28 protein-coding genes are annotated in these 26,612 nt (G+C 64.6%); 16 read left to right on the top strand and 12 right to left on the bottom strand.

Annotation, left to right across the window (positions count from 1 at the left end):
* Window positions 1-5 precede the first annotated feature (5 nt).
* The gene (locus tag BRA471DRAFT_RS08810; protein ID WP_007606324.1) at window positions 6-413 is read left to right on the top strand and encodes a DUF4864 domain-containing protein; all 408 of its coding nucleotides are present in this window, start codon (window positions 6-8) and stop codon (window positions 411-413) included.
* On the opposite strand, the gene BRA471DRAFT_RS08805 is transcribed toward BRA471DRAFT_RS08810, so the two are convergent.
* Window positions 410-1,675, bottom strand: coding sequence for an MFS transporter (locus BRA471DRAFT_RS08805; protein WP_007606319.1), 1,266 nt, complete (start codon window positions 1,673-1,675; stop codon window positions 410-412). The genes BRA471DRAFT_RS08810 and BRA471DRAFT_RS08805 overlap by 4 nt on opposite strands.
* Before the next feature lie 151 nt (window positions 1,676-1,826).
* On the opposite strand from BRA471DRAFT_RS08805, the gene BRA471DRAFT_RS08800 reads away from it, so the two are divergent.
* From BRA471DRAFT_RS08800 to BRA471DRAFT_RS08765, 8 genes are all read left to right on the top strand, one after another.
* Window positions 1,827-2,270 carry a hypothetical protein gene (locus tag BRA471DRAFT_RS08800; RefSeq protein WP_007606317.1) on the top strand — a complete coding sequence of 148 codons (444 nt, stop codon included), beginning with the start codon at window positions 1,827-1,829 and terminating at the stop codon, window positions 2,268-2,270.
* A gap of 79 nt (window positions 2,271-2,349) precedes the next feature.
* Window positions 2,350-2,634, top strand: a complete 285-nt coding sequence (locus BRA471DRAFT_RS08795; protein WP_007606316.1) for a hypothetical protein — start codon at window positions 2,350-2,352, stop codon at window positions 2,632-2,634.
* A gap of 9 nt (window positions 2,635-2,643) precedes the next feature.
* Complete coding sequence (locus tag BRA471DRAFT_RS08790) at window positions 2,644-4,080, top strand: TolC family protein (protein ID WP_007606315.1); 1,437 nt, start codon at window positions 2,644-2,646, stop codon at window positions 4,078-4,080.
* A gap of 13 nt (window positions 4,081-4,093) precedes the next feature.
* Window positions 4,094-5,431, top strand: a complete 1,338-nt coding sequence (locus BRA471DRAFT_RS08785; RefSeq protein WP_007606314.1) for a copper oxidase — start codon at window positions 4,094-4,096, stop codon at window positions 5,429-5,431.
* 35 nt (window positions 5,432-5,466) lie between these two features.
* Window positions 5,467-5,922, top strand: a complete 456-nt coding sequence (locus BRA471DRAFT_RS08780; RefSeq protein ID WP_007606313.1) for a cupredoxin domain-containing protein — start codon at window positions 5,467-5,469, stop codon at window positions 5,920-5,922.
* A gap of 16 nt (window positions 5,923-5,938) precedes the next feature.
* A complete protein-coding gene (locus BRA471DRAFT_RS08775; RefSeq protein ID WP_007606312.1) occupies window positions 5,939-6,241 on the top strand; it encodes a copper-binding protein in 303 nt (100 codons plus the stop codon).
* 282 nt (window positions 6,242-6,523) lie between these two features.
* Window positions 6,524-8,665: a flagellar biosynthesis protein FlhA gene (gene flhA, locus BRA471DRAFT_RS08770; RefSeq protein WP_035973738.1), complete on the top strand. Its 2,142-nt coding sequence runs from the start codon at window positions 6,524-6,526 to the stop codon at window positions 8,663-8,665.
* A 294-nt stretch (window positions 8,666-8,959) separates the two neighbouring features.
* Window positions 8,960-9,160: a hypothetical protein gene (locus tag BRA471DRAFT_RS08765; RefSeq protein ID WP_007600553.1), complete on the top strand. Its 201-nt coding sequence runs from the start codon at window positions 8,960-8,962 to the stop codon at window positions 9,158-9,160.
* 1,085 nt (window positions 9,161-10,245) lie between these two features.
* On the opposite strand, the gene BRA471DRAFT_RS08755 is transcribed toward BRA471DRAFT_RS08765, so the two are convergent.
* From BRA471DRAFT_RS08755 to fliI, 7 genes are all read right to left on the bottom strand, one after another.
* Complete coding sequence (locus BRA471DRAFT_RS08755) at window positions 10,246-11,157, bottom strand: ABC transporter substrate-binding protein (protein ID WP_157234035.1); 912 nt, start codon at window positions 11,155-11,157, stop codon at window positions 10,246-10,248.
* Between the two features lie 239 nt (window positions 11,158-11,396).
* Complete coding sequence (locus tag BRA471DRAFT_RS08750; RefSeq protein WP_007606305.1) at window positions 11,397-12,623, bottom strand: NAD(P)/FAD-dependent oxidoreductase; 1,227 nt, start codon at window positions 12,621-12,623, stop codon at window positions 11,397-11,399.
* A gap of 353 nt (window positions 12,624-12,976) precedes the next feature.
* Window positions 12,977-13,936, bottom strand: a complete 960-nt coding sequence (locus tag BRA471DRAFT_RS08745) for an AraC family transcriptional regulator (RefSeq protein WP_007606304.1) — start codon at window positions 13,934-13,936, stop codon at window positions 12,977-12,979.
* Between the two features lie 238 nt (window positions 13,937-14,174).
* Window positions 14,175-15,227, bottom strand: a complete 1,053-nt coding sequence (locus BRA471DRAFT_RS08740; protein ID WP_007606303.1) for an anti-sigma factor domain-containing protein — start codon at window positions 15,225-15,227, stop codon at window positions 14,175-14,177.
* A 51-nt stretch (window positions 15,228-15,278) separates the two neighbouring features.
* Window positions 15,279-15,824 carry a sigma-70 family RNA polymerase sigma factor gene (locus BRA471DRAFT_RS08735; protein WP_007606302.1) on the bottom strand — a complete coding sequence of 182 codons (546 nt, stop codon included), beginning with the start codon at window positions 15,822-15,824 and terminating at the stop codon, window positions 15,279-15,281.
* 179 nt (window positions 15,825-16,003) lie between these two features.
* On the bottom strand, window positions 16,004-16,423 hold the full coding sequence (gene fliJ, locus BRA471DRAFT_RS08730) for a flagellar export protein FliJ (protein WP_007606301.1): 420 nt from the start codon (window positions 16,421-16,423) through the stop codon (window positions 16,004-16,006).
* 121 nt (window positions 16,424-16,544) lie between these two features.
* Window positions 16,545-17,870: a flagellar protein export ATPase FliI gene (gene fliI / locus BRA471DRAFT_RS08725; RefSeq protein WP_007606294.1), complete on the bottom strand. Its 1,326-nt coding sequence runs from the start codon at window positions 17,868-17,870 to the stop codon at window positions 16,545-16,547.
* A 415-nt stretch (window positions 17,871-18,285) separates the two neighbouring features.
* Between fliI and ctrA the strand changes: the two genes are divergently transcribed.
* The 7 genes from ctrA to BRA471DRAFT_RS39615 all read left to right on the top strand — a co-directional run bounded on the left by ctrA (window position 18,286) and on the right by BRA471DRAFT_RS39615 (window position 23,329).
* A complete protein-coding gene (ctrA, locus tag BRA471DRAFT_RS08720; protein WP_007600544.1) occupies window positions 18,286-18,987 on the top strand; it encodes a response regulator transcription factor CtrA in 702 nt (233 codons plus the stop codon).
* Window positions 18,988-19,156: 169 nt separating this feature from the next.
* The gene (locus BRA471DRAFT_RS08715; RefSeq protein ID WP_007606288.1) at window positions 19,157-19,561 is read left to right on the top strand and encodes a DUF350 domain-containing protein; all 405 of its coding nucleotides are present in this window, start codon (window positions 19,157-19,159) and stop codon (window positions 19,559-19,561) included.
* 14 nt (window positions 19,562-19,575) lie between these two features.
* Complete coding sequence (locus tag BRA471DRAFT_RS08710) at window positions 19,576-19,998, top strand: hypothetical protein (RefSeq protein ID WP_007606287.1); 423 nt, start codon at window positions 19,576-19,578, stop codon at window positions 19,996-19,998.
* A 3-nt stretch (window positions 19,999-20,001) separates the two neighbouring features.
* Window positions 20,002-21,162 (top strand): glutathionylspermidine synthase family protein, encoded by a 1,161-nt coding sequence (locus BRA471DRAFT_RS08705; protein ID WP_007606286.1) that lies wholly within the window; start codon window positions 20,002-20,004, stop codon window positions 21,160-21,162.
* A 255-nt stretch (window positions 21,163-21,417) separates the two neighbouring features.
* Window positions 21,418-22,059 carry a response regulator transcription factor gene (locus BRA471DRAFT_RS08700; protein WP_007606285.1) on the top strand — a complete coding sequence of 214 codons (642 nt, stop codon included), beginning with the start codon at window positions 21,418-21,420 and terminating at the stop codon, window positions 22,057-22,059.
* Between the two features lie 123 nt (window positions 22,060-22,182).
* A complete protein-coding gene (locus BRA471DRAFT_RS08695; RefSeq protein WP_007606284.1) occupies window positions 22,183-22,893 on the top strand; it encodes a potassium channel family protein in 711 nt (236 codons plus the stop codon).
* A gap of 172 nt (window positions 22,894-23,065) precedes the next feature.
* Window positions 23,066-23,329 carry a hypothetical protein gene (locus BRA471DRAFT_RS39615; protein ID WP_007606283.1) on the top strand — a complete coding sequence of 88 codons (264 nt, stop codon included), beginning with the start codon at window positions 23,066-23,068 and terminating at the stop codon, window positions 23,327-23,329.
* A gap of 213 nt (window positions 23,330-23,542) precedes the next feature.
* Here BRA471DRAFT_RS39615 and BRA471DRAFT_RS08690 read toward each other — a convergent pair whose 3' ends face one another.
* From BRA471DRAFT_RS08690 to BRA471DRAFT_RS08675, 4 genes are all read right to left on the bottom strand, one after another.
* Entirely contained in the window at window positions 23,543-24,415 is an 873-nt protein-coding gene (locus tag BRA471DRAFT_RS08690; protein WP_007606281.1) for a protein-glutamate O-methyltransferase CheR, read from the bottom strand.
* Window positions 24,412-25,605 carry a chemotaxis response regulator protein-glutamate methylesterase gene (locus BRA471DRAFT_RS08685; protein ID WP_007606279.1) on the bottom strand — a complete coding sequence of 398 codons (1,194 nt, stop codon included), beginning with the start codon at window positions 25,603-25,605 and terminating at the stop codon, window positions 24,412-24,414. Before BRA471DRAFT_RS08685 ends, BRA471DRAFT_RS08690 begins: the two co-directional genes overlap by 4 nt.
* Window positions 25,606-25,679: 74 nt before the next feature.
* Window positions 25,680-26,045 carry a PleD family two-component system response regulator gene (locus tag BRA471DRAFT_RS08680; RefSeq protein ID WP_007600538.1) on the bottom strand — a complete coding sequence of 122 codons (366 nt, stop codon included), beginning with the start codon at window positions 26,043-26,045 and terminating at the stop codon, window positions 25,680-25,682.
* 73 nt (window positions 26,046-26,118) lie between these two features.
* Window positions 26,119-26,589 carry a chemotaxis protein CheW gene (locus BRA471DRAFT_RS08675; protein WP_007606277.1) on the bottom strand — a complete coding sequence of 157 codons (471 nt, stop codon included), beginning with the start codon at window positions 26,587-26,589 and terminating at the stop codon, window positions 26,119-26,121.
* Window positions 26,590-26,612 lie beyond the last annotated feature (23 nt).

The following is a 26,612-nucleotide window of genomic DNA, read 5'->3' as shown; positions in this document are numbered from 1 at the left end:
CTGTCATGCGCATCGCCGCCTTGCTGGTCTTTCTCAGTGTCGCCTTCGGTCCAATCTCAATACGCGCCGACGATGTCGCGACGGCACAGGATATCATCCGCGCCCAGGAGCAGGCATTCGGCCGCGACGACGCGAGCGTGGCCTATTCCTACGCCGCGCCGGCGATCCGGGAGATCTTCCCTGCGCCCGACATCTTCATGTCCATGGTGCAAAACGGCTACCCGCCGGTCTATCGGCACAAGAGCTTTGAATTTGGCGACAGCAAGAGCGAGGGCAGCCGGATTGCCCAGCACGTCCATATCATCGATGCCAATGGCGAGGCCTGGGAAGCGCTTTACACGCTCGAGCAGCAGGCGGACGGCAGCTACAAGATCACGGGTTGTTCGCTGCTGAAGGCGGGGCAGGCAGTCTAGGTCGCAAAGCCCGGACCGGTCCTGACGGCATTCATCCGCGAGCGGATCAGCAGCGTCACGACGATGCCGATATTGAGCGCGTTCCACGCCACGCCGTTCGCGAACGCCGCGGCATAGGAGCCCGTCGCATCGAAGATGACGCCGGACACCCAGCCGCCGAAGGACATGCCGAACACGGAGGCGAAGATCACGATGCCGACGCGAGTTGCGGCTTCGCTCGCCGGCATCGCTTCGCGCACGATGATGGCATAGCTCGGCACGATGCCGCCCTGGAACAGGCCGAACATCGCGGAGATCAAATACAGCGAGGTCAGGCTGTCGAAGAACAGGTAAAACACCAGCGCAAAGCCTTGCGCCAACGCACCGATCAGAAGCGTCGGGATGCCGCCGATCTTGTCGGCGAGATAGCCCGAGCCGATCCGGCTGACGATGCCGCAGGCCATCATCAGCGACAGCATCTCGGCGCCGCGCGCCACGCCATATCCGAGATCGCCGCAATAGGCGACGATATGCACCTGCGGCATCGCCATGGCAACGCAGCAGGAGATGCTGGCGATCGAGAGCAACACCGTCAGCGTGTTGGTCGAGAGCTTGAGGTCGACCCGCGGCGGCGCTGCATTGGCATGATCGTGAACCTTGTCGTGGCCCATCTGCGCGCGCAGGACCAGCACCAGGATGGTCATCAGGCTCACGCAGACGAGGCCGATGCCGATATGCGTGTAACGCCAGCCGATCGTCTGCATGCCCGTGCTCACGAGCGGGGGCCACATCGTGCCGGCGACATAATTGCCGCTCGCGACGATGGTCACGGCCAGCCCGCGATAACGCTCGAACCAGTGCGAGGCTTCCGCCATCAGCGGCGCGAAGGTCGCCGAGGTGCCGAGCCCGATCAGGAAATAGGCCGCCACGAACTGCCAGAGCTGGACTGACAGACCCGCCAGCACGTTGGCGACGCCGAGGAAGGCGATGCTGATCGCCATCGCCGCCACGATGCCGAACCGGTCGGTGATCCTGCCGGCGATGACGCCGCCAAGCCCGAAGCCGAACATCATCAGGGTGAAAGCCAGCGACACCGCGCCGCGCGTCGCCGAGAATTCGGCCTGCACCGCGGGAATCATGACGACGATCGCCCACATGCCGACGCCGCCGATCGAGCCGATCAGAAGCGCAATGACGAGGCGCATCCAGGCCTGACGCGAATCAGGCGTGAATGCTTCAGGTGTCTGTCCTGATTGATTTGGCGCGTGCACGGGCGGGACCATGGCCCGCGGATCGCCACAGGGTCAAGCATTGTGGCGCGATATTGGGCATGCACGGTGCACTGCGGTAAGAAGGAGCTTGGCGAACGCGCGGTTTGCCATTAATTTGCAATCTGCGTGTGCAACATGGCCGCGCGGAGCGTATGTCGGCGGAATGTTGCTGCGACTGACACGATCGATGCGGATCAGGGTGGGGCGCATCATTGCCCTTGCCTATCTGTTCTGCGTGCTCGCGCCGGCCGCAAGCCTCGCCTGGGGTAGCGCTCCAGCACCGTGCCTCGACGACGCGCTCCCCGCCGAACTCGTGCCGGTGCATCACCAGATGCAGGCCGGCCACACGCATGACGGCGCCTCGCATGACCACGCCGGGCCGCATGCGCATCACCAGACCGCCGCGCAGGACGCGCCCGCGCCGCATCATCACGATGGCAAGGGCACGCCGGGGCCGTGCTGCGCGATGATGTGCGTGAGCGCGTTGCCGGCCGACCTGCCCAGCGTCGCAAAGCCGCTTCAGCCGGTTTCCGCCTGCTCGCCCGAGATCGTGGCCAGCCTGCACAGCGCGGCGCCGCCCCTGCTCTACCGCCCTCCCATCGCCTGATCTGACGCGCGACGACGTCAGGCCGAGCGCGCATCCGCGCGCGCGAACCTGTGGTCTCCAGACAGATCAGGGATGACTCATGCTTACGCTTTCCGGGGCGAAGTCCGCCGCTGCATCCACAGCGCGGGGACGACACTTTCGATTCATTTGGCCGCTGCTGGCCGCGACGGCATTGGGGTTGTCCGGCTGCATGCCGGCAACGACACAAGTCCCCGGCGCTGATCCTGCCGATCCCGCGGCCAAGGTCGCGCGCGCCAGCTATCGTTCGACGATTGCGCCCTACACCAGCTTGCGGCCAGCAACGCCCGCACCATGGCGCGAGCGCAACGAGAGCGTCGCGCCGCAACCCAAGCAAGACCGGTAGGAGCGCGCCATGACACACCATCTCGCGCGACGCCTTTACGTTCTCGCTGCGCTCGGCCTTTGCGCGCCCGGACTTGCCGGCTGCGCCGCCTTCTCGCCCGACAGCGGGATGAAGGCCGTCTCGGAGTTGACGAGCCAGGCCATCAACAAGGATGTCGCCTTTGTGCGAACAACCGAAGGAGCCGGCGCGGTCGACGCGCGCGTTCGCCAACTGCTCTCGCGAACACTCAACCCCGAGACCGCCGTGCAGATCGCACTGCTCAACAACAAGGGGCTTCAGGCCGCCTATAACGAGCTGGCGCTGGCCGAGGCCGATCTCGTCGAGCAGAGCCTGCCGCCCAATCCCGTGTTCTCGGTCTCGCGGATCTCGGGCAACGGCGCCAGCGAAATCGAGCGTCAAATTGTCGGCGACATCCTCGCGCTCGCCACCCTGCCGTTCCGCTCGGACATCGCCCGCGATCGTTTTCGCCAGGCGCAATTGCGAGCTAGCCTGGCGACGTTGCGGCTTGCTGCCGACGTCCGCCGCGTCTATTGGCGCGCCGTTGGCGGCAACGAGATGGCGGCGTTGCTGACGGATGCGAAGGCGACGGCGGAATCGACCGCGCAGCTCGCGGTCAAGCTCGGCGAAACCGGCTCGATCAACAAGCTCGATCAGGCCCGAGAGCAGGTGTTTTACGCCGAGACCACCGCCGACCTCGCCACCGCGCGACAGACGGCGACGAGCGCGCGCGAAAAGCTGGCCCGGCTGATGGGACTGTGGGACGGCGGCCTCGACTTCCGCCTGCCCAATCAGCTGCCGCCGCTGCCGCGCCGGCCGCAGGCCTTGCCGTCCATCGAAGCCGACGCGGTCGCCCATCGCATCGACCTTCAGATCGCGCGGCTCGAGCTCACCGCGCTGGCGAAGTCGCTGAACCTCACCGAGGCGACGCGCTTCGTGACCCTGCTCGATCTCGCCGGCATCTCCCGTCGCACCCGGGATCCGGAAGGCGCGCCGTTCCGCGAGCGCGGCTTCGACGTCCAGTTCCAGATCCCGATCTTCGACGGCGGCGAGGTGCGGGTGCGGCAGGCGGCGGAGACCTACAATTTCGCCTTCAATCGGCTGACCGAGCGCGCCGTGAATGTACGCTCCGAGGCGCGCGATGCTTATCGGGTCTATCGCTCCGGCTACGACATCGCCAGCCACTATCAGCGCGAGATCATCCCCTTGCGAAAAATCATCACCGAGGAGATGCAGCTCCGCTTCTCCAGCATGCAGGTCGATATCTTCGCGCTGCTCACCGAGGCGCGGCAGCGGCTCGCGTCGCTGCGCGGCGCAATCGACGCCAGGCAAAGATTCTTCCTCGCCCAGTCCGACTTGCAGACCGCCGTCAATGGCGGCGGCGCGCCTGCTGACGGCGACAATTCAACCACCATCGCCGCGGCAGCGCCTGCCGATGGCGGTCACTGACATGGAGGCCAACATGTTTTCCCGCCGAGGATTTTTGGGTAGCGCGGCGCTCGCCGGCGCATCCGTCGTCAGCGGCCGCGCGCAGGCCGCCTCCATTCCGGAAGCCCCGCACATGGACAAGGTGGTGATGCAGCCGCCGCTGCACCCCGTCAGCGGGCCGGACTATCGCCCCGTCGTCACGCTGAACGGCTGGTCGCTGCCGTTCCGGATGAATGGCGAATGGAAGGAATTCCATCTCGTTGCCGAGCCTGTGGTGCGCGAATTCGCCGAGGGCATGAAGGTGAATCTGTGGGGCTATAACGGCCAGTCGCCGGGCCCGACGATCGAGGCCGTCGAGGGCGACAAGGTCCGCATCTTCGTGACCAACAGACTGCCCGAATACACCACCGTGCACTGGCACGGCATGATCATTCCCAGCGGCATGGACGGTGTCGGTGGACTGACGCAGCCGCACATCCAGCCGGGAAAAACCTTCGTTTACGAGTTCGAGATGAGGAAGAGCGGGACCTTCATGTACCACCCGCATTCCGACGAGATGGTGCAGATGGCGATGGGCATGATGGGCATGGTCGTCGTGCATCCGCGCGACCCGAGCTTTCGACCGGTCGACCGCGACTTCGTCTTCGTCATGAGCACCTATCGCGTCGATCCCGGCACTTATCTGCCGAAGGTCAACGAGATGACCGACTTCAACATGTGGACCTGGAATGCGCGGGTGTTTCCCGGCATCGATCCGCTGCCGGTCAGGCTCGGCGACAAGGTGCGCGTGCGCATCGGCAATCTCAGCATGACCAACCATCCGATCCATTTGCACGGCCACAGCTTTGCGGTGACCTGCACCGACGGCGGCTGGATTCCGGAGAGCGCGCAATATCCGGAGACGACGACGGACGTACCGGTCGGCGCTGTCAGGGTGTTCGACGTGCTCGCCGACAACCCCGGCGACTGGGCGTTCCACTGCCACAAGTCGCACCACACCATGAACGCGATGGGACACGACATGCGCAACATGATCGGGGTGTCGCGCAAGGATCTCGCCAGGGCCGTCGGCAAGCTCGCGCCTGACGGCATGGCGATGGGCTCGACCGGCATGGCGATGGGCAACATGGAGATGCCGGCGCCCGACAACACGCTGCCGATGATGACCGGCACCGGTCAGTTCGGCCCGATCGAGATGGGCGGCATGTTCACGGTGATGAAGATCCGCGAAGGCCTCGCGCGCGACGACTATCGCGATCCCGGCCCCTACCAGTTCCCGCAGGGCACCGTCGCCTACGAGGTCACGCCGCCGGCCCCGGAGCCCGTGCGGCAACAACCAGGCGGACCGCCGATGAAGAACATGAAGATGTGAGCGCTTCGATGAACCACCACCAACTGGAGATACCAATGAAGACGACGATCAAGCTCGGTCTCGCGCTGGCCGCGCTTTCCACCGCGCAGGCCTTTGCCCACGACCAGCACGGGCACGGCACCTTTTCGGCCGGCGAGCCCGGCGATCCCAAAAAATCCGCGCGCACGATCGAGATCCTGCTGAACGAGATGGACTACGCCCCCGCCAGGATCGAGGTCAAACGCGGCGAGCAGATCCGCTTCGTGCTGCGCAACGTCGGCAAGGAGGACCATGAATTCCTGCTCGCCACCACCAAAGAGAATCTCGCGCATGCGGTGGAGATGAAGAAGCATCCGCACATGGAGCACGACGATCCCAACGGTGTCAGGCTCGCGCCGAGCAAGACAGCCGAGATCCTCTGGAAGTTCAGCAAGGCCGGCACGTTCGAATTTTCCTGCCTGATTCCCGACCACCGCGACTACGGCATGGTCGGCCACGTCACCGTGAAGTAACGCAAGGGAGGTCCCCATGAACCGCATCATCCGTATCGCCGCCGCGCTGTCGCTGGCCGTCGGCCTTGCCACAGGTGCCCTGGCGGCCCAGGGCGCCGCGATCAGTGGCGAGGTCAAGAAGATCGACGAGGGCGCTGGCAAGATCACGCTCAAGCACGGACCCGCGAAAAACCTCGGCATGGATGAACCCATGACCATGGTCTACCGCGTCAAGGACCCGGCCGTGCTCAAGCAGGTGAAGGTCGGCGACAAGGTGACTTTCGAAGCCGAGGAGGCTGCTTCGGGCTATACGGTGACCCGGATAGAGAAGGCGAAGTAGGTCATCTCGGTCATTCCGGGCTCGCGCTTCGCGCGCCCCGGAATGACGGCCTGAGAGCCCCCAAATACCGCGGTCAGCCCCCATGCCGCACCCTTTATTAACCCTTTGCTAACCATACACCCGGCAAGAATTGCCCAGTGGAGTCGAGTGTCGTCAGCCGCGTAGAACGGGGAGTGCCCTGTGGACGCCAGTGCGGTGCCTCACTTTCGGAACGGCGGCCCTTCGGCCGCCGCGCAGACATTTGGGGCGCGCGGACGGCAGTCGCGCGGAGGGGCAGCTACCATGGTCGACGTCACCGCGGGACAGGGCGTAGGCAGCACAAACGCCGGTTTCCCCACCCTTGCCGAGATCGGCAACATCCTCAAGCGCGGCGATATCGCGCTGGCGCTCGGCGTCCTCACCATCCTCGTGGTGCTGATCCTTCCGCTGCCCGCGATCGTGCTGGACTTGTTCCTGGCGATTTCGATCACGCTCTCGATCCTGATCCTGATGACGTCGCTGTTCATCCAGGCGCCGCTGGAATTCTCCGCTTTCCCGACCGTCCTGCTGATCTCGACCATGCTGCGGCTGTCGCTCAACATGGCCTCGACCCGCCTGATCCTGTCGCACGGGCACGAGGGCACGGACGCCGCCGGTCACGTCATCGAGGCCTTCGGCAGCTTCGTGATGGGCGGCAATTTCGTCATCGGCATCATCGTCTTCGCCATCCTGATCATCGTCAACTTCGTCGTCATCACCAAGGGTTCGGGCCGCATCGCCGAAGTCGCGGCGCGCTTCCACCTCGACGCCATGCCCGGCAAGCAGATGGCGATCGACGCCGACCTCTCCGCCGGCCTGATCGACGAGGCGGTCGCCAAGCAGCGGCGCAAGGATTTGGAGGACGAGAGCGGCTTCTTCGGCGCCATGGACGGTGCCTCCAAATTCGTCCGCGGCGACGCCATCGCCGGCCTTCTGATCGTCTTCATCAACGTCGTCGGCGGCATGATCATCGGCGTGGCGCAGCAGGGCCTGTCCTTTGCCGACGCCGGCCGCAGCTACACGCTGCTGACCGTCGGTGACGGCCTCGTCACCCAGGTGCCGGCGCTGATCGTTTCGACCGCGGCCGGCCTGCTCGTCTCCAAGGCCGGCGTGTCCGGCGCCGCCGACAAGGCGCTGATGAAGCAGTTCTCCGGATATCCGCAGGCGCTCGCGATGTCCGCGGCGGTCATGCTGGTGCTGGCGGCCCTGCCGGGCATCCCGACCCTTCCCTTCCTGGCGCTCGGCTCCGGCGCCGGCGCGCTCGCCTGGCACGCCCGCAACCGCAACCGCGCGACTGCCAGGGCCGAGGAAGTCGCGAAGACCGCACCCGCGCCGGGAACGCCCGGCGCAGCCGGTTCCGCTGCGACGGAGGAGCCGATCTCCGCGGCGTTGAAGATCGACGACCTCAAGATCGAGCTCGGCTATGCCCTGCTGCCGCTGGTCAACGGCCCCGACGGCACCGACCGCCTCACCGAGCAGATCAAGGCGCTGCGCCGCTCGCTCGCGATCGAGATGGGTTTCGTGATGCCCGCCGTGCGCATCCTCGACAACGTCCAGCTCGAAGCCAACACCTACATCATCAAGATCAAGGAGGTCGACGCCGGCACCGGCAAGATCTGGCCGAGCCAGTTCATGGTCATGGACCCCGGCGGCAGCCAGGTGCAGGTGCCCGGCATCCACACCACTGAGCCGACCTTCGGCCTGCCCGCGACCTGGGTCGATGCCAGCCTCAAGGAGGAGGCCTCGCTCAAGGGCTACACCGTCGTCGACGCCGCGACCGTGCTCTCGACCCACCTCACCGAGCTGCTCAAGGCCAACATGTCGGACCTGCTCTCCTATGGCGAGGTGCAGAAGCTGCTCAAGGAGCTGCCGAAGGAGCAGGGCGAGCTGGTCAAGGACATCGTGCCCGGACAGGTCACCGTCTCCGGCATCCAGCGCGTGCTGCAGCTGCTGCTCGCCGAGCGCATCTCGATCCGCGACCTCTCGACCATCCTCGAAGGCATCGCCGACTCGCTCGCCTTCTCGCGCAATCCCGCCACCATGGTCGAGCACGTCCGCGCCCGCCTGGCGCGGCAGATCTGTGCGCAGAACACCTCCTACAGCGGCTACCTGCCGCTGATTGCGCTGTCGGCGCGGTGGGAACAAGCCTTCGCCGAATCCATTATCGGCCAGGGCGAGGAGCGCAGCCTCGCGATGCAGCCTTCGAAGCTGTCGGAGTTCATGACCGGCGTGCGCGAGGCCTTCGAGCGGGCCGCGCGTGAAGGCGAGGCCCCGGTACTGGTCACCTCTGCGGCAATTCGTCCCTTCGTGCGTTCCCTGGTCGAGCGGTTCCGGGCCCAGACGACCGTGCTGTCGCAGGCTGAAATCCACCCCAGGGCGAGGTTGAAAACGGTCGGAAGCATCTGATTTGCCTTAAGAAGCCGTGTGTTTTTCGGCCACAGGCAAATGGTTTTTCAGCTTTTGGCGCCTTGCCGATCAACGGCCGGCAAGGCGCCTGACAGGCACATTACAGCTTTGAAATAATTGCCAAATTGCACGATCCAGGGCCGTTTTTGATCGCGGCTTCTCACGTCCTGTCACGCTCTTGTGATCGCCTCTTGGGAACGAATCCCCCCAATACTAGGTTGTTGGGCACCGGAAGCATGAACCTGCCCAAACACGCAGGCGACTACTTCGGGTAGATGGCGGCAGGAGCCTTCCATGAACCACTCGATTTACAGCGCAGATCGCTCGACCCACCTCAAGATCGTGGTTGTCGCGCTCGTTGCCGGCATCGCGGTGGCGGGTCTCGGGATCACCGCGCGTACGAGTTCAGACGAAGGCCTGACCCAGACCGCTCGCGTCATGAAGGCGGGCAAGCCGATCGCCATCACCAGCTCGAACGTTTCCCTCGTTCGCTAAGGAGATTTGAGTTTCAGGAATTCACGCGGCTCTTTATCAGCCCCCCAAAGTCGCCACGTGGATATGTAGACGACCCCAACCCCAAGTCGACTACAGAAAGCGCCCGCCCCCCACGGGCGCTTTCTCATGTCTGGGGTATGTCGCGCGATACTTTCCTCTCGTGTCCCGGACGCGCTGCAGCGCTCTTCGCGTTGCTGCGCAGAGCCGGAACCCAGCAAGCCACGCCGCCCGCTGACACATGGGCCCCGGCTCTGCAGCGCATCACTTCGTGCCGCGCTGCGTCCGGGGCACGGGACTGAGTTTTCGGGCACACCTACTTCAACATCGTCATCGCGAGCGCAGCGAAGCAATCCAGGAATCCCTCCAAAGAGACGGGCTGGATTGCTTCGCTACGCTCGCAATGACGGAGTCGGCGGCAGCGTCGCTCGTTCAATTCGCATCTCCATCGTAGACACACCTTCGCGTCCTCGCGGCTTGTTTCGCCCGAGCTTTGCTTCATCGCCTCACCCTCACATGAAAGAGGGCGCAGGGAAGACCGGGTGCCGGCTGGCACCCGCGGTCCACTGTGCGAGATTGTCGTGAACAAAATTGCACAGCGGCATACAGGTGAAGCCAAAACATCCGGCCTTCCCTGCGCAGTGGCTTTACGGCTTATGTCGTGATCTCCCCGGGGAGCGATGCACTATTGCCCCCGTCGCCTTGCGGATGGCTGATGCGCGTGCCCGGTTGGGCACCCCACATCACCGCAACGCTTGGCGCACAGACCCCGGGCGCCAGGACCACACGATTTTGCCGTACGCCGATCACACCGGTCGTGTGCGCGACGCCTTCGCTCACGGTTGCCCGCCCTGCGAAGTCCTTCGCGCCGGTGTGGCCAACGTCCACCGCCGTCCGGCCCGCGTTCGTGACGATCGCGATACGCCCCTCTTCCTTGGGCCGGAGTGAGGCGGAATATACGCAATTCCGAATTTCGGTAAAGTGGAATATTTTGGGCGGTACGGGTTGACTGCCTGCTTGGGTGTTTTGCCCGGCGGGCAACGCTAGCGCTTGTATGAGGCTATCATGTCTTGGCAAGGGCCGTGCCTTCATGACTCGATCACCTCATCGGCCACCGCCAGGAGGCGGTCCGGCGCCGTGACGCCCAGAGCCTTGGCCGTCTTGAGATTGAGGACGAGCACAAACTTGCTGGCCTGCTCGATCGGCAGGTTCGCAGGCTTTTCGCCGCCGAGGATCTTTGCGGCATAGATGCCGGCGCGGCGGAAGTCGTCGATCAGATCGGCCGAATAGGACATCAGAAGCCCGGCGCGGCCCCATTCCGGATAAGTGCCGACCGTCGGTTTTCCCGGCGCCATCACCAGGGGCAAGACGCGGCGCATGTTGTTGTAGAGCAGCGGCTCGCCGGACACATAGAGGGCATCAACGCCATCTCGCATGCTCGCCGAAACCGCGGCCTCGACGTCATCGAGCCCACGAACTTCATGTCGAACAACCGAAAAGGCGAGTTGACCAGCGACGCTTTGCAATGCGTTCAGCTCGATTGTGGCCAGAAGAGACGACGAACCGATAAAACCGAGCGCCTTCAGGTCCGGCACCAGCTCCTTGAACAGATTGAAGCGCTTGCCGGTAAGTGCCTGCTCGCCGCCAACCGCACTCATCACATTGCCGGTCGCATGGCCGCCCGGGTGCACATAGCTTTCGGCGAATCCTGCTTTGATGGGATCTGCGGCATAGGATGTGAAGACCAAGGGCAGGTCGGGCAGCATCTTGTGCGCGACCGGCGCGGCGGCAGCCGAAGCAATGATGACGCGCGGCTTGAGAGCAGCGAGTTCAAGCGCAAGGGCGGGCAACCGGTCGAAGACACCGTCCGCGTAGCGCCAAGCAAAGGTGAAGTTGATGCCCTCGGTAAGGCCAGCCTCCCGCATGCCCTGACGGATAGCCACAATCCGATCTTCAGCGTTTTTTGCAGGTCCCGGCACCAGCACGGCGACGATCGGCAAGTCCGGCTGGGCACGCGCCACAAGAGGTAAGGCTACCGTCGCGCCTAGTATAGCAAGAAGCTCGCGCCGCCGCATGTCCACCCCCGAGATGTAAAGAGCATTCTATCGGCTTCGTGGAGGTCCTGACCAGGAGATTGCAGTGATGCCGTTCCCAACGGCTCAGCCGGCGTCGGGTCAAAGCCTCGGCGGGCATTGCCTTCCTTTGCTTCCTTCGCCCGGCTCATGGGTGCAGGGTCAGCTCAAACACGCGGCGCGCCATACGTCGGCGGCGGCCCCTGCACCGTCGGCGCGGCTGCGGCGAACAGTTCGTCCTTGCGCCCCGACAGCGGCGGATAGATGCGCTTGCGGTTGATGGTCTGCTTGGTTGCCTTCGCGGCGGCGCCGGTGGCGCGGACGTCGCGGTCCCACCCTTCCGTATAGAGCGCGCCCCAGCCGCCGAGATCGAGCACGGTCACGTACCAGTCGATCCGCAGCGGCAGCATCGGCAGTCCCGCGAGATCGGCGACCACATTGTGGCCGGCGAAGCGGCCCATGGGACGCGCGAACTGGCAGGACATCACGGTCGGATGCAAGCCGTCGACCACGCTCGAGGCGACGTCGCCGGCCGCGAACACACCGCCGACATCCGCAACCCGCATCAGGGGATCGACGAGAAGGCGCCCAAGGCGATCGCGTGCGTCCGGGAAGCTCGCGGCCAAGGGGCTCGCGCGCATCCCGGCACACCAGATCACCGTCCGCGTCGGAATGAACTCGCCCGAGCTCAGGCCCAGGCCGGCGGCCTCGACGGAGACGACGCGCACGCCAAGCCGTGTCTCGACGTCGAGCGAGGCCAACGCCGCATCGATGACGGGACGCGCATGCGCGCCGATCGTGGCGCCCACCGCAGGATTGGGATCGACCAGGAGGACGCGGCGACTGCCGGTGATGCCGGCGCGCGCCAGCCTGTCGGGCATCTCGGCCGCGACCTCGATGCCGGTGAAGCCGGCGCCGACCACGACGATCGTCGAACGCCCCGGCGAAGGCGCGCTGCGTCCGAGCGAATTGAGATGATCCTCGAGGCGGAGCGCTGCTGCATAAGTGTCGACATCGAAAACATGCTCGGCAAGGCCGGGAATGTCCGGACGCATCACTTCGCTGCCGAGCGCCAGCACCAGCCGGTCATAAGCCAGCGTCTCGTCGCCGCCACCCCTGACCAGCGAAATCTCGCGACGTACCGGATCGATGGCCTCGACCTCGCCGATCCCGTGACTGACGCCGATCGGATCGAGCAGTTGCGAAAGCGGAAGCGCGACCTCGCCGAGATCGGCCTCGTAATTGCGGACGCGGATGTTGTGATAGGGATTGCGATCGACGACACGAATCTCGATGTCACGGCCGGCCGCGCCGATCTCCTCGCGCTTGCGTGCGGCACCGATGGCCGCCCACAGACCAGCAAATCCGGCGCCGAGCACGACGATACGCGCCATGTCCGTTGACTGCATTTCCCAAGAGAGCGACGACGAAGCGACGAACGGTCAAGCCGTCTGACCGCGCAGACTGTAGCTCATCCGGCCGGGCGGACCTAGGGCAATCGCATATGGGTCTCTGAGGCCATCCTTCGAGACGCCCGCCGTTGGCGGGCCCTCAGGATGAGGACCGAGCGTGCGGCAGCAGTTTTAACGGGCACCGATGCAGCTTAGCCTCATCCTGAGGAGACCGCGAAGCGGTCGTCTCGAAGGACGAGGCGCGCGTTCAGAACTCCCAAAATACCATATGCGATTGCCCTGCGGGCGGACCAACTGCGGTGGCAGCGGCGCGCCGCACAAATTCTCGGCGCGGCTCAGGCCTCGCGCAGTTCCGACGGCGTCGCGGCAAAGCGCTTGCGGAAGGCGCGGTTGAAATAGGACAGATCGGAGAAGCCCGACGAATGCGCGATGTCGCTGATCTTGCGGGTCCTGGCACGGGGATCGCTGAGCAGCTTGCGCGCCTGCAGCAGGCGCTGCTCCAGCACGAATTCGGTGAAGGTCGTTCCGGCCTGCTCGAACAGGCGCTGTGCCTGGCGCGGGCTGAGGCCGGAGCGCGTGGCAATCTCGGACAGGCAGAGATCGTTGCGGCCAAGCGCAGCCATCACGTCGGCGCGCATGAGATCGAGACGGGCCGCCGCATGACCTCGCCCGCGCGCAAGACTCGCATGCTCGGCGTCGGTGCCGAGCAGGAGGCCGACGAGATCGACCATGTGCTGCGCGGTGAGGCGCTGGCCGACGGCGTCGAGATGCGGCGCGTGATGGGCCGCAAGGGAGTGGTAGCGGAAGATCGTCTCGGCGACCGCGCCATCCGAGAGCACTTGCGACAGCTTGTCCTCGGCGCGCGGATTGATCTCGAGCAGCGCGCGGCGCGGCATGCGGATGCTAGTGAAGCGATCTTCCTCGGTGTGGCCGACGGTGCCGGTGATGCCCATGTCGACGAGCACCATCTGCGCGGGCGCAAGCTCCACGGCATGGCCGTTCTGCCCGACCCGGACGAGACCCGCATGCGCCGCGATCAGGACGAGATCGTCGCTGCCGTCGGCGAGGTGGCTCTGGGTACGTGAATATTGCGCGGAGGCGCCTTCGGGAATGGCGAGCGCGATATTATCGACCACGCTGACCTGGAGCCGGCAATCGATGCTGTCGCCCCGGCTCGGCCCGATATCAAGGCCGCAGGCCCCGAAAGTCCGCTCGCGCCAATGTTCGAAGGCCGGGCCGTGTGGCAGCCCCGCATATTGGTGAATGAAGATGCCCGACGTTTTCGCTGCATCCATCTGATTTCTCGCCCCTCTCCGGCACCATGATTGGGGGGCGCCGACTGCAAATTCCGGGCATTTGACGCCGCGAAACGCGGAGAGGTTCAAATCGGGGGCGGATTCGGCGGGATTTGTCGGAAGACGACGGCAGGACGGACCGTGGCGACAGCTTTCTGCGCTTGTAGCCCGCATGGAGCGCAGCGGAATGCGGGGCAGCGGTCCCGGATTGCGCTGCGCTCCATCCGGGCTACGACGTCTACTTCTTGGCGGGCGCCTGCGGCTGGGACGGCGGCACGGTTTCGATCAGCTTGCCGGAAAATACCGGCGCCGAGGTCGGCTGGCCGTTGGGCGACCCCCCCGCCTGCTCGAGCGTGACGGCGTAGGTCGCGCCGTTGACGACGTCGGCATCGTACGAGCCGAGCACCGGTCGTGCGGTGAAATCGCCGGCGCCGATCACACCCAGCGAGCGCGGGCGCGGCAGCTTGTCGGAGATCAGCCAGAGCTCGAAACTCTTGCCGGGCTCCGGTGTCGCGCCGACCTTGCGCACGGTAAAATTCTTGGTCGCACCGTCGATGGTGAGGATGAAGGCGGGACCTCCGCCCTGGCCCTGCAACAGCGCGACATATTGCGACGACGGGAGCGGCGCCGGTGTCTTCACCTCGACCGTCCGGATCCGTGGCGCCGGTCGCAAGCCGCCCGGCAGCGCCTCGGGCTGGAAGATCTGAAGCGACAGCGTCACGAGCAGTGCGGCCGCGAGCGCGCCGACGGCGGATGCGATGGTGCGCCAGCGCTTCACGCGACCCTCGAGCCGGATCACGTTGCTGTCGTCGGCAACCGGCGGCGGTGGCGCACGCACGACCTCCGGGTCCGGCGCGTGGACCTGCGGCATGAAGATCGGCATGACATCGGGAAGCGCATCGGATTCAAGTCGCGCCGGGTCGGGCTGCTCCGCTTCGGGAGGCGGCGGCGCTTGCTGCATAGTCTCCGACGGCACCGGCGGAGGCACGGTGTCGAGTGAGGAAAACTCCGGCACAGGTGGCGGCGGCACTTCGTCCGGCAGCGCTGGCGGCTCCTGCGCAAAGGCCGTCCGCGCGAGCTCGGACCTGATGTTCTCCCACACGATCGGACGCGGCTCGATCGAGCCGACCATCTGGTTGAGGACGCCGAGCCGGAATGCCCACGCCTGCACGACATCGGCGAACGCCTTGTCCACCGCGATCATGGTCTCGACCTGCGCGCGCTCGCCGGCGTCGAGCGTACCGAGCGCATATTCCGCGGCGAGCGCGATATGGTCCTCCGTATAGGCCATCAATTGCGGTCCAGACCCACCCTCACCGTATGAGCTCCCGTAGCCCGAATCTCATAGCCCGAGACATTCGCGAATATCCATCATGCTGCGCCGGAGCCATGTCTTCACAGTGTTGACGGGCGCCGCGAATTTTTCCGCCAATTGCTCGCGGCTCCAGCCGTTGTAATAGGCGAGAAGCACGAGCCTCTGACGGTCCGGCTCGAGCCGGCCGATGCATTCCAGCAGCCGCTTCAACTCCTCGGTCATCTCCCTCCGCGCCAGCGGATCGGGGCTGTCGCTTGCGACTTCCATCGCCTGCGGCTCTTCCTCGATGGAGACTTCCGTCTTCTTGCGCACGATGTCGATGGCGCGGTTGCGCGCGATCGACGCCATCCATGTGATCGGCGACGCGAGAGCGGGATTGAACTGGCCGGCGCTGTTCCAGATCTTGACGTAGGTCTCCTGAATGACCTCCTCTGCGAGATCCTGTCGGCGCAAGATACGGAGCACGATGCCATAGAGTTTCGCGCGCGTGGCGACGTAGAGGCGCTCGAACGCGGCCTGATCGCCCTGCGCTACCGCCCCAATCAGCCCGACCAGCTCTGCTGGCGTCAGCATTCAGCCCCCCGATGCGCGGCCCGTCGCGTTCCGCGCGGGCCCTGGCACTCCGCCACCATAGCGCGCGACAAAGCCGACCACCAAGGGGGCGCGGCGGCACACTGTGGACAGGACATGCGAAAACCCGGACCTTGGGGGTCCGGGTTCTGCAAATTCTCGCAGGTCTGGCGGCTAGCGTCTCAGGCGACGGCGCCCATGCGGGCACGCATCAGGCCGATGCTGTCGAGATCGGCCTGCTCGCGGGCGTTTTCCTCGGCGCGTTCGCGGGCCTGATCGCGCTCGTCGAGGAGCTCGACCTTCTTCAGCTCCTCGAAGGCTTCGGCCAGCGCAGCCTTGGCTTCGTCGAGCTGGCCCTTCAGCTCGTCGGCCGAGCGGGTCAGGTTCTCGCGTCGCTGGATGGCAGCCTTGGCATAGGTCGGATAGGCGAAGTGCGAGGGATCGTTGATCCCGGCGCGCTCCTGCTCGGTCGAGATCTCGCGTTCAAGATCGGTCGACATCCGCTGGAAGTCGGCGATCATGGTCTCGATCTGGGTGACCCGGCGGCGCTTCTCGTCGACCTGAAATTTCTTCAGGCGGATGAGGGTATCACGTGACTTCATCGACTCGTACTCCCCAGAAGTCCCTTGGCTGCGCGTGGGACAACACCGGTCTCCCCACAGGCCCGACTGGGGCCAAAACCGGCTCTGCTACTCTGTGGGATGGGATGATGACGGGACAAAGTTAGCGTTCCGTTTCCAAATTGCCGAGGATTTGCGCCAACTGGCGGTAGCCGTCCGCCAGCGATGCATTTTCGTCCTTGCGCTGGCGCAGGAACGCCTCCAGCGGCTCGTGCAGGCGGATCGCCTCGTCGACCTCGGGGCTGGAGCCGGCGCGGTAGGCGCCCAGACGGATCAATTCCTCCATGTCGGCATAGGTCGCCATCACCGCCCGCGCCTTCTGGATGGTCGGCCAGAACTGCGGGTCGGCCGATTTCGGCATGGTGCGGGAGACGGATTTGAGGATGTTGATGGCGGGGTAGCGGCCGCGCTCGGCGATCGAGCGCTGCATCACGATGTGGCCGTCGAGGATGCCGCGGACGGCATCCGCGATCGGCTCGTTATGGTCGTCGCCATCGACCAGCACCGTGAAGATCGCGGTGATGGCGCCCTCCCCCAGGCCCGGACCGGCGCGCTCCAGAAGCTTCGGCAGCTCGGTGAACACGGTCGGCGTGTAGCCCTTGGCGGTTGGCGGCTCGCCCGCGGACAGGCCGATCTCGCGCTGGGCCATGGCAAAGCGCGTCACCGAATCCATCAGGCAAAGGACGTCCTGCTCCTCGTCGCGAAAATATTCGGCGATCGCGAGCGTCAGATACGCGGCCTGGCGGCGCATCAGCGCCGGCTCGTCGGAGGTCGCGACCACGACGACGGAACGCGCCAGGCCTTCCTCGCCGAGGTCGTCCTGCAGGAATTCCTGCACCTCGCGGCCGCGTTCGCCGATCAGCCCGATGACGCTGACGGCAGCATCGACGTTGCGCGCCAGCATCGACAGCAGCACCGACTTGCCGACGCCGGAGCCTGCGAAGATGCCCATGCGCTGGCCGCGGCAGCAGGTCAGGAACGTGTTCATCGCGCGCACGCCGAGATCGAGCGGCGCGCCGACGCGCTTGCGCGAGTGCGCCGGCGGCGGCGAATTGCGGTACGGCATCGGCGCCGGGCCCTGCGGCAGCGGCCCCTTGCCGTCGATCGGCTCCCCCAGCGCATTGACGACGCGGCCGAGCCAGGCCGCGCAAGGCCGCACCTGATTTGCGGCATTGGCGATGACGGCCTTGCAGCCGCGCCGCACGCCGTCGAGGCCGGCGAACGGCATCACGACGGCATTGTTGCCGGAGAAGCCGATCACCTCGCAGGGGATGGAACGGTTGCCGCCGGTCTCGATCACGAGCCGCGCGCCGACCGACATCGCATGGATCGGGCCGGCCACCTCGACCATCAGGCCGCGCACGCCGACCACACGGCCATAAATATTGATGCCGTCAATGTCGCCGATCTGTTCGGCAAGAGCCTTCATAAGAGGGCCTTCATGAGGTGATCGCCTTCATAATCCCGGGCTTCGTGGCGAATACCTTAAGTTTCGCCATATTTCTGAACGGCGCTTAACTTCGTGTTTACCCGCATCGTTAATCATTGCGTCACTGTCTTTGTGACTGAGCGTGACTCCCCTTCAGAAGAAGGCTGAGTCGCGGGAGTCGGTTAGGCCCGTCTCTTAAAGTGGAACTTGAACGCAAGGGAATAACGAAAGCTGCTTCGCACACAAGACCTTAGGGCGATTCGACGAAAATTGCATCTACAGGGCTTGCGTTCCAGAATCAGAATTTGTTAACCATCTGTTGTCAGGATCCGAATCAGTTGTTCAAAGGCGTTTTGTTGTGTGCCGCGAATGCGGCCGACCTGACGCCCAGGAGCGGCGACTATGGGGAACTGGCATGCGCGTTTTGCTGATTGAAGATGACAGCGCCGTCGCGCAGTCGATCGAGCTGATGTTGAAGTCTGAGAGCTTCAACGTCTACACGACCGATTTGGGGGAAGAAGGCGTCGATCTCGGTAAATTATACGATTACGACATTATCCTTCTCGACCTCAACCTGCCCGACATGTCCGGCTACGACGTGCTCAAGCAGCTCCGGGTCTCCAAGATCAAGACACCCATTCTGATCCTCTCTGGCCTCGCCGGCATCGAGGACAAGGTCAAGGGTCTCGGCGTCGGCGCCGACGACTACATGACCAAGCCCTTCCACAAGGACGAGCTGGTTGCCCGCATCCACGCGATCGTGCGCCGCTCCAAGGGCCATGCCCAGTCGGTGATCCAGACCGGCGACCTCGTCGTCAACCTCGACACCAAGACGGTGGAAGTCGGCGGCCAGCGCGTGCATCTGACCGGCAAGGAATACCAGATGCTGGAGCTGCTCTCGCTTCGCAAGGGCACGACCCTCACCAAGGAAATGTTCCTCAACCACCTCTATGGCGGCATGGACGAGCCCGAGCTGAAGATCATCGACGTCTTCATCTGCAAGCTCCGCAAGAAGCTCGCGAATGCCTCGGAAGGCCGCAACTTCATCGAGACCGTGTGGGGCCGCGGCTACGTGCTGCGCGAGCCGCACGAGGTCGAAGAGCGCATTCCCGCCTGATCCTGTTTCTGACGCGAGCCCGTCGGGCTCGCTTCTCCTCCCAGCCTGGACCCCGCCGCAAATGGCGGGGTTTTGTTTTTGGGGATGCGAACGCGGCCTCATCGTCCTGCCGCCGTTGAACCGCTATCCTTCCCCCGCCGACGAATGATCGCTGCACGATGGGGGAACGATGATCCTGCAATCACTCGCCGGCCTGCCCGCCTTCCTGGTCTATTTCTGCACCGGGCTGATCGCGATCGTGACGTACCTGTTCGTCTACACCCGCATCACGCCGTACAACGAATTTCAGCTGATCCGCGACAACCAGCCGGCCGCGGCGATCGCACTCGGCCTCAGCCTGCTCGGCTTCGTGGCGCCGCTGGTCAGCGCGATCGCGCATTCGGCCAATGTGCTGGATTGCCTGATCTGGGCGGTCATCGCGCTGATCGTGCAGATCATCGTGCTCTTTCTGGTGAGGGTGCCGGTGCCGAACCTGCCGGCCCGGATCGCGGCCGGTGAGTTGGCGCCCGCGATCTGGCTCGGGCTGTCCTCGTTCGCCGCGGGCCTGCTCAACGCCGCCTGCATGATCTACTGACATGATTTACTGACATGGCCGACAAGCCCGCCAAAAAGGAGTTCGGCAAGCGCCGGCCGGCGGCCGGACCGCCGCCCGCGCAGCAGCCGGTGAAGCGCTCAGGCCGTGTCGCGCTGCTGGTGATGGGCACGATTGCGGTCGGCACCACCGCCTACACGCTGATGCCGCGGCAGACTTGCGAGCCCTCTGCTGCCGGGGCGATCGTCCCCGGCGCCACGGTCCCCGGAGCCCCGCCGGTTCAGGCGAGCACCGCCTGCAGCGGCAGAAGCAGCTCGTCGGGCGGCGGCGGCAGCTCGCGCTGGTCGTCGCGATCGAGCTTCTTCAGCGGCGACTCCTCGGGCCATTCCTCGTCCGGAACGTCGTCCGATTCAGGCTCCGGCGGCGTGAGCCGCGGCGGCTTCGGCTCGTTTGGCCATGGCTTCTCCGGCGGCGGCTGACCCATGCGACGCATCGTCTGCCCCGAGCGCGACGACTGGCGGCAGACCGCCGAACAATGCGGCTTTGCGTTCCACACCATCGACGGCGAGCGCTATTGGGACGAGCGGGCCTACTACGCCTTCACGCTCGACGAGATCGAGCGCGGCATCGAGACGCCGACCGGCGAGATCGACGCGATGTGCCTGGAGCTTGCCGGCCGCGTGATCGGCGACGAGCGCCATCTGCAGCGCTTGAAGATACCCGACGCGTTCTGGAGCTTGATCGCCGAGAGCTGGACACGCGACGACCGCAGCCTCTATGGCCGGCTCGATCTCAAATTCGACGGCAAGGGACCGGCAAAGCTGCTCGAATACAACGCGGATACGCCGACCTCGATTTTCGAAGCCGCGGTGTTTCAATGGACCTGGCTCGAACAGGCGATCGAACGGCGCATCATTCCGTCGCGCGCCGACCAGTTCAACTCCATCCACGAACGACTGATCGAAGCCTGGAAGCAGATTGCCGCAGGCCGCCATGTCCATCTCACCGGCACCACGGGTAATGAGGAGGATGCCGGCACGCTCGCTTATCTCGAAGACACAGCGCGCCAGGCGGGGCTGACGACCACGCTGCTCGACATCGAGGCGATCGGCTGGCGCGATGATGCCGGCGGCTTCGTCGATCTCGACGACCGCGACATCGCGCTCGCCTTCAAGCTCTATCCCTGGGAATGGATGTTCCACGACGCCTTCGGCGCAAAGCTCAAGGACGCACCGACACGCTGGATCGAACCGCCGTGGAAGGCGGTGCTCTCCAACAAGGGCATCCTGCCGCTGCTCTGGGAGATGTTTCCGAACCATCCCAATCTGCTGCCGGCTTTCTTCGAGGACGATCCGCGGGCAGCCGAGCTCGGCAGCTCCTATGTGCGCAAGCCGCTGCTGTCGCGCGAAGGCGCCAACGTCACGCTGGTAGCAGGCGGAATGCCGCTCGACGAGCAGGCAGGACCCTACGGCGCCGAAGGATTCGTGCGGCAGGCGCTCGCGCCGCTGCCGAACTTCTCAGACTTCTATCCAGTGGTAGGAAGCTGGCTGGTGGATCACGAACCCTGCGGCCTGTCGATCCGCGAGGACGAGAGCCCGATCACCGGCAACGGCTCGCGGTTTCTGCCCCATGCGATCTTGTGAGGCGCCTCTTCTTCCCTTCTCCCCTTGTGGGAGAAGGTGCGCGAAGCGCCGGATGAGGGGCTCTTATCCGCGAGTTCAAGTGCCAGTTGGATTCGCGGCTCACGCATCGACAAAGGCCGGGCACGGCGGCGCCGTGGCACAAACTGCATAGAGACTTTTCCCAGCGACAGACCAGCTATGTCTTAAAAGGGCGCACAAAGACACTTAGGCCCCCCGAATAGCGCGGTACCCTCTCTGCAATGGAGAGGGGGATCGGTGCCGGGGCTCGTGCATATTGTTGACGACGACCCGTCTTTCCTGACGGCCATGGAGCGTCATTTAAGGCTCGCCGGTTACGAGGTCACCGTCTATGCGTCGGCGCAGGCGTTGCTGGACCGACTGCCGAGCGACTGCATTCCGAGTTGCATCCTTCTCGATGTGCAAATCCCTGACTTGGACGGCCCTGCCCTCCAAAAACAATTGGGCGAACTCGGCTCGACATTGCCGATCATATTTCTCTCCGGCCATCGCGACATTCCGATAACTGTGCGGACCATAAAGGCGGGTGCGCAGGATTTTCTGAGCAAACCGGTAAGCTCGGAAGACCTTCTTCGCGCAATCGCCGGAGCCTTGGCACACCATCGATCGTCACGAGACCTACACACCATGCTGAACATGGCTCGTGCTCGTCTCGCTAAATTGACGCCGCGCGAGCGACAGGTCTTCGACCTTGTCGTTCGGGGCAAAATCAACAAGCAGATCGCCCACACGCTCGGAACGACAGAGCGCACGATCAAAGCTCACCGCCACGGCTTGATGGAGAAAATGCAGGTTCGGTCGCTAGCCGAACTGGTCTCTCTTGCCGAGCGGATCGGTGTCTTGGACAGCAGCGGATCCGACGAGGGCGGGACGGCCTGACAACTTCAGTTCCAGGTACCTGCCGCTCCGTTGATCTACGTCAACAACGTTGAGCTTTCGTCTCGAACTGTAAAGGCGAAGGTGTGATCGGCGCGATCATTGCCAGTGGTGTTAGGACCATCGATGGGAACGCCCATAAGCGAGCTGCGCCGGTTGCGCGGAGAACGCATCGACTGGCTGCTCTCGGTGCTGACCGGAGTGCTCGCATTATTGATTTTTGTCTTCGCTCCACTACAGGCAATGGGCATAACCGCTTTTCATCTATTTGCGGATGGTCTGTTGCTGACGATCATCGTCAGCATGGTGATCATTTCGAACAGCCCAACCGCCCTCGTTCTGATGTCGCTCGCGCTTGTTTCGAACGTCGCCGTATTCTTCCTTCGCATCTATTATCCTGTACCGTACCACCTTCACATTTTGGCCGGTGCATGGTTGGTCATCGCCTGCACGTTAGGCGTTGTCGTGCTTCAGGCCGTATTCAGGCGAGGTCTCGTTACATATCACCGAATTATCGGCGCGATCCTTCTGTACCTGTTGATTGCGGTGGCCTTTGCAACGCTGTTCCTGTTTGTAGGGCTGGCGGCTCCCGACGCAATCAGGGGAATAACTTTCGAGGACGATCATTCAGTCGCCGCATCGCTCTTTTACATGAGCTTTGTCACGCTGACGTCGACCGGCTACGGCGACATCGTTCCGGTGCATCCGTTAGCACGAAGTCTCTGCAATATTGAAAGCGTCATCGGCCAGCTTTATCCGGCGACCCTCTTGGCGAGGCTTGTGACCCTCGAGCTCAGCAGTACCGGCTCGGCGCGTAAGCCCACCCCAACCACCTGAGCCGCGGGAGCTGCACCGACAAGTGTGCGCCGCACTCTCGTCCCGTGGACTTCGCGACACTCGATTGATCCATGTCAACGTCAGCGATCATTGAGTGCACACGCTACGCGCAGCCGCACCTGAGACGGCGTCCGTGCATCTGTTCCGCAGGCACGAAAAAGGGAGGTCCGCCATGCATCCGACAAAGCGTCTTTCGATCAAGTCAGCGACTGTTGCCGGGATTGCTGCGAGCGCCTTGTTAGGGCTTGCAGGTCTTACTTTCAATTCAGCTCCAGCCAACGCGGTCGTATACTGCCAGTACGTCGAATATCCGGTGGGTTGCGTTGCCCGGGCAGGCGTCGTGCTCAAGCCTCGTCCGGTCGCGCGCGCAGCGGTCCGTCATAATGCAGGTGGCAATGCAAATGGCGGTGTCAATCGCGTTGGGGCGGGGCGGTAAGGGCCCGTCTCACGACGCAAAAAGCCGCCACGGTTTCGTCCCAGTGGCGGCCTTTTCGTTTCCACTCCGACAGCAGACGGCGTCACATCGCCCACCAGGCGGCGACAGGCACCGCGCGGGCCGACGCCTATCGGCCTAACATCGCTCCCCTAAAGCAAAGCAGCTTCGAACGCGCGGCAAGATCACGGCGCTGATAGGCCCGGGCCAGGCGTCTCACCGCGCCGCTGCCACCTTCAACGACGGCGGCATCAATCCGCCCATCGGACGGCCGGAGCGCGTCGGGTTGAGCTGATAGAGGCCACGACGGTCGGCAAGCGGCCGGAACGCGTCGGTGATGCCGACGACGGATTCGGCGGCGCCCAACAGCAGCGTACCGTCGGCTTCCAAAACCTTGGCCATACGCTCGAAGATCACGGCCTTGGTGTCCTGGTCGAAATAGATCAGCACGTTGCGGCAGAAGATCACGTCGAACGTGCCGAGATGGGAGAAGTCCTGCAACAGATTGAGCTGGCGGAACTGCACCATGGCGCGGATGTCGGCATTGAGCTGCCAGACCTCACCCGCTTGCGTGAAGTATTTCATCAGGTGCTGGATCGGCAGGCCGCGCTGCACCTCGAACTGGCTGTAGACGCCGGCCTTGGATTTCTCCAGCACCTCCTGCGACAGATCGGTGGCGACGATTTCGATGCGCCAGCCGGCGAAGGCTGCGCCCATCTCCTTCACGCACATCGCGATCGAATAGGGCTCCTGTCCCGTCGACGACGCCGCCGACCAGATGCGCAGCGACTTGCGCGCCGCGCGCGCCCGAAGCAGCCCCGGCAGGATGGTTTCGCGCAAATGATCGAACGGGATCTTGTCGCGGTAGAAGAAGGTCTCGTTGGTGGTCATCGCTTCGACCACGTCGCTCGCAAGCCGCCCGTCGCCGTTCCTGATCTTCAGCACGAGATCGGGAATCCCGGCAAGGCTCGCCTTGCGGGCCAGCGGCAGGAGCCGGCTCTCGACCAGATACTGCTTGTCCGGGGAGAGATCGAGGCCGGAGCGCTCTTTCAGGAATTTGCGCAGATAGTCGTAATCGACCGGCGTCACGAGCGGTCTCCCGCGAACAGGCGGTTGACCCGCGCACCGATCTGGTTGAGCGGCAGGATCGCCGCGCAGATGCCGGCATTGGCCGCCGCGCCCGGCATGCCCCAGACCACGCTGGAGGCTTCGTCCTGCGCGATCACGCTGCCGCCGGCGGCGACGATGTCCTTGCCGCCGCGCATGCCGTCCGAGCCCATGCCCGTCAGGATCACGGAGAGGATGGCGCCATGCCAGATGTCGATGGCGGAGGTGAACAGCGGATCGACCGCGGGCTTGCAGAAATTGACGGCGGGACCGTCGTCGAGCGCGATCGCCACGTCGGCGCCGCTACGCACGACGCGCATGTGCTTGCCGCCCGGCGCAAGATAGATACGGCCCGACTTCACCGGCTCGCCGTCGATCGCCTCGGCCGCCGGCTTTCGGCTCGTGCGTGCCAGATGCTCGGCGAGAATGGTGGTGAAGGTGGGCGGCATGTGCTGGGTAATCAGCACCGGGACGCGGTCGATCACGGGGCCGAGCTCGGCGACGAGCGCCATCAGCGCCTGAGGACCGCCGGTCGATGAGCCGATCAGCAGCACCTTCGGGGCCTGGGTCGAGAACGGACGCGTGGACAGCACCGAGGATGACGACGGCGCATGCACGGCCGGAGCCGCCGCAGGCCGCGCGACAACCGGACCACGTGCAGCCGGAGCCGGGCTTGCGGGCGCCAGCGGCGGGCTCGCGACCGCGGCCTTGCGGCGCAGCCGTGCGCCGAGGTGGCGGATTTTCTGGATCAGGTCATGGTGGAAGATGTCCGCAGCCGACGCCTCGCGCGTCGATTCCGGCTTCGGAATGTAGTCGGCCGCGCCGAGCGACAGCGCCTTGAAGCTGATCTCCGCGTTACGGCGGGTCAACGTCGAGGCCATGATGATGACGAGATCGCGCTTCTTCGCCAGGAGTTGCGGCAGCGCCGAGATACCGTCGAGCTCGGGCATTTCGATATCGAGCACGGCAACGTCGGGGTTGATGCGTTCGATCTGGTTGACCGCCTCGAGCCCGGTGCGCAGCGAGGCCGCGACTTCCATGTCGTGCTCGGCACCGACCCAGCGCGAGATCAGCCCGCGAATGACGACGGAGTCATCGACGATCATCACCCGCAACGGTCCGGCTTCCCGCGACGAGCCCGGGGTCGAGTTACCTGCGAACGCAACACTCATTACTCACCAACTCAGACTGAAACGGTCAGTTGAAAACAAACGCCGAAGGAGCCGTTCAGCCTCCGGGCGATCGCTCAGATAAGGCCGACTTCCTGGAATTTCGCCGTCACGATGTCCTTGTCGAAGGGCTTCATGATGTATTCGTTGGCGCCGGCGTGCAGCGCGCGCGCGATATGGGCGACGTCGTTCTCGGTGGTGCAGAACACCACCTTGGGCTGGTCGCCGCCGGGCATGCGCCGGAGATGGCCGAGGAACTCGTAGCCGTCCATCACCGGCATGTTCCAGTCGAGCAGCACAGCATCGGGCAAGCCGCGCTTGCAGGCCTCCAGCGCCTTCTCACCGTCCTCGGCTTCGAGGATCTGGAAGTCGAGGCCCTCCAGGATCCGGCGCGCAACCTTGCGGATGACGCTGGAATCATCAACGACGAGACAAGTTCGCATGTGAACCTCTGCTTCTCCCCCCTTTTGCGGGGGCACTTCCGATTGCAGGTACGTCGGCGGATGTGCCGGCGTATCAGGCCGCCATCATCTCGGGCGCGAGCTCGAGGACGCGGTCGACGTCGAGGACGACCATGAGCTGGCCGTCGAGACGGTGGACACCGCCGGCGAGCTTGGCCATGCGGGGGTCGAGATTGACGGGGTTTTCTTCCATGCCGTCCTCGGCGAGCCGCAGCACTTCGCCGATCTGGTCGATCAAGAGGCCGTAGGATTCACCGCGCAGGTCGACGCCGACCGCCATCGGGATCTTGCCGTCCTCGGGCTTGGGCAGGCCGAGCCGGGCGCGCATGTCGACCACGGTGACGATGCGGCCGCGCAGGTTCAGCACGCCCGCGATCTCGCGCGAGGACAGCGGCACGCGGGTGACGCGCTCGGGCATGAACACGTCCTGGACGCGGGAGATCGGCAGGCCGAACAGCTGGCCGCCGATCATCGCGGTGACGTATTCGACCATGGCGCCTTCGCCGGACTGGGTCTTCTTGGTCATGTTAGTTTCTCCTGATCCCGCTG

The sequence above is a fragment of the Bradyrhizobium sp. WSM471 genome (genome assembly GCF_000244915.1).
Classification (GTDB): Bacteria; Pseudomonadota; Alphaproteobacteria; order Rhizobiales; family Xanthobacteraceae; genus Bradyrhizobium.
This window is presented reverse-complemented; position numbering and strand designations above follow the sequence as displayed.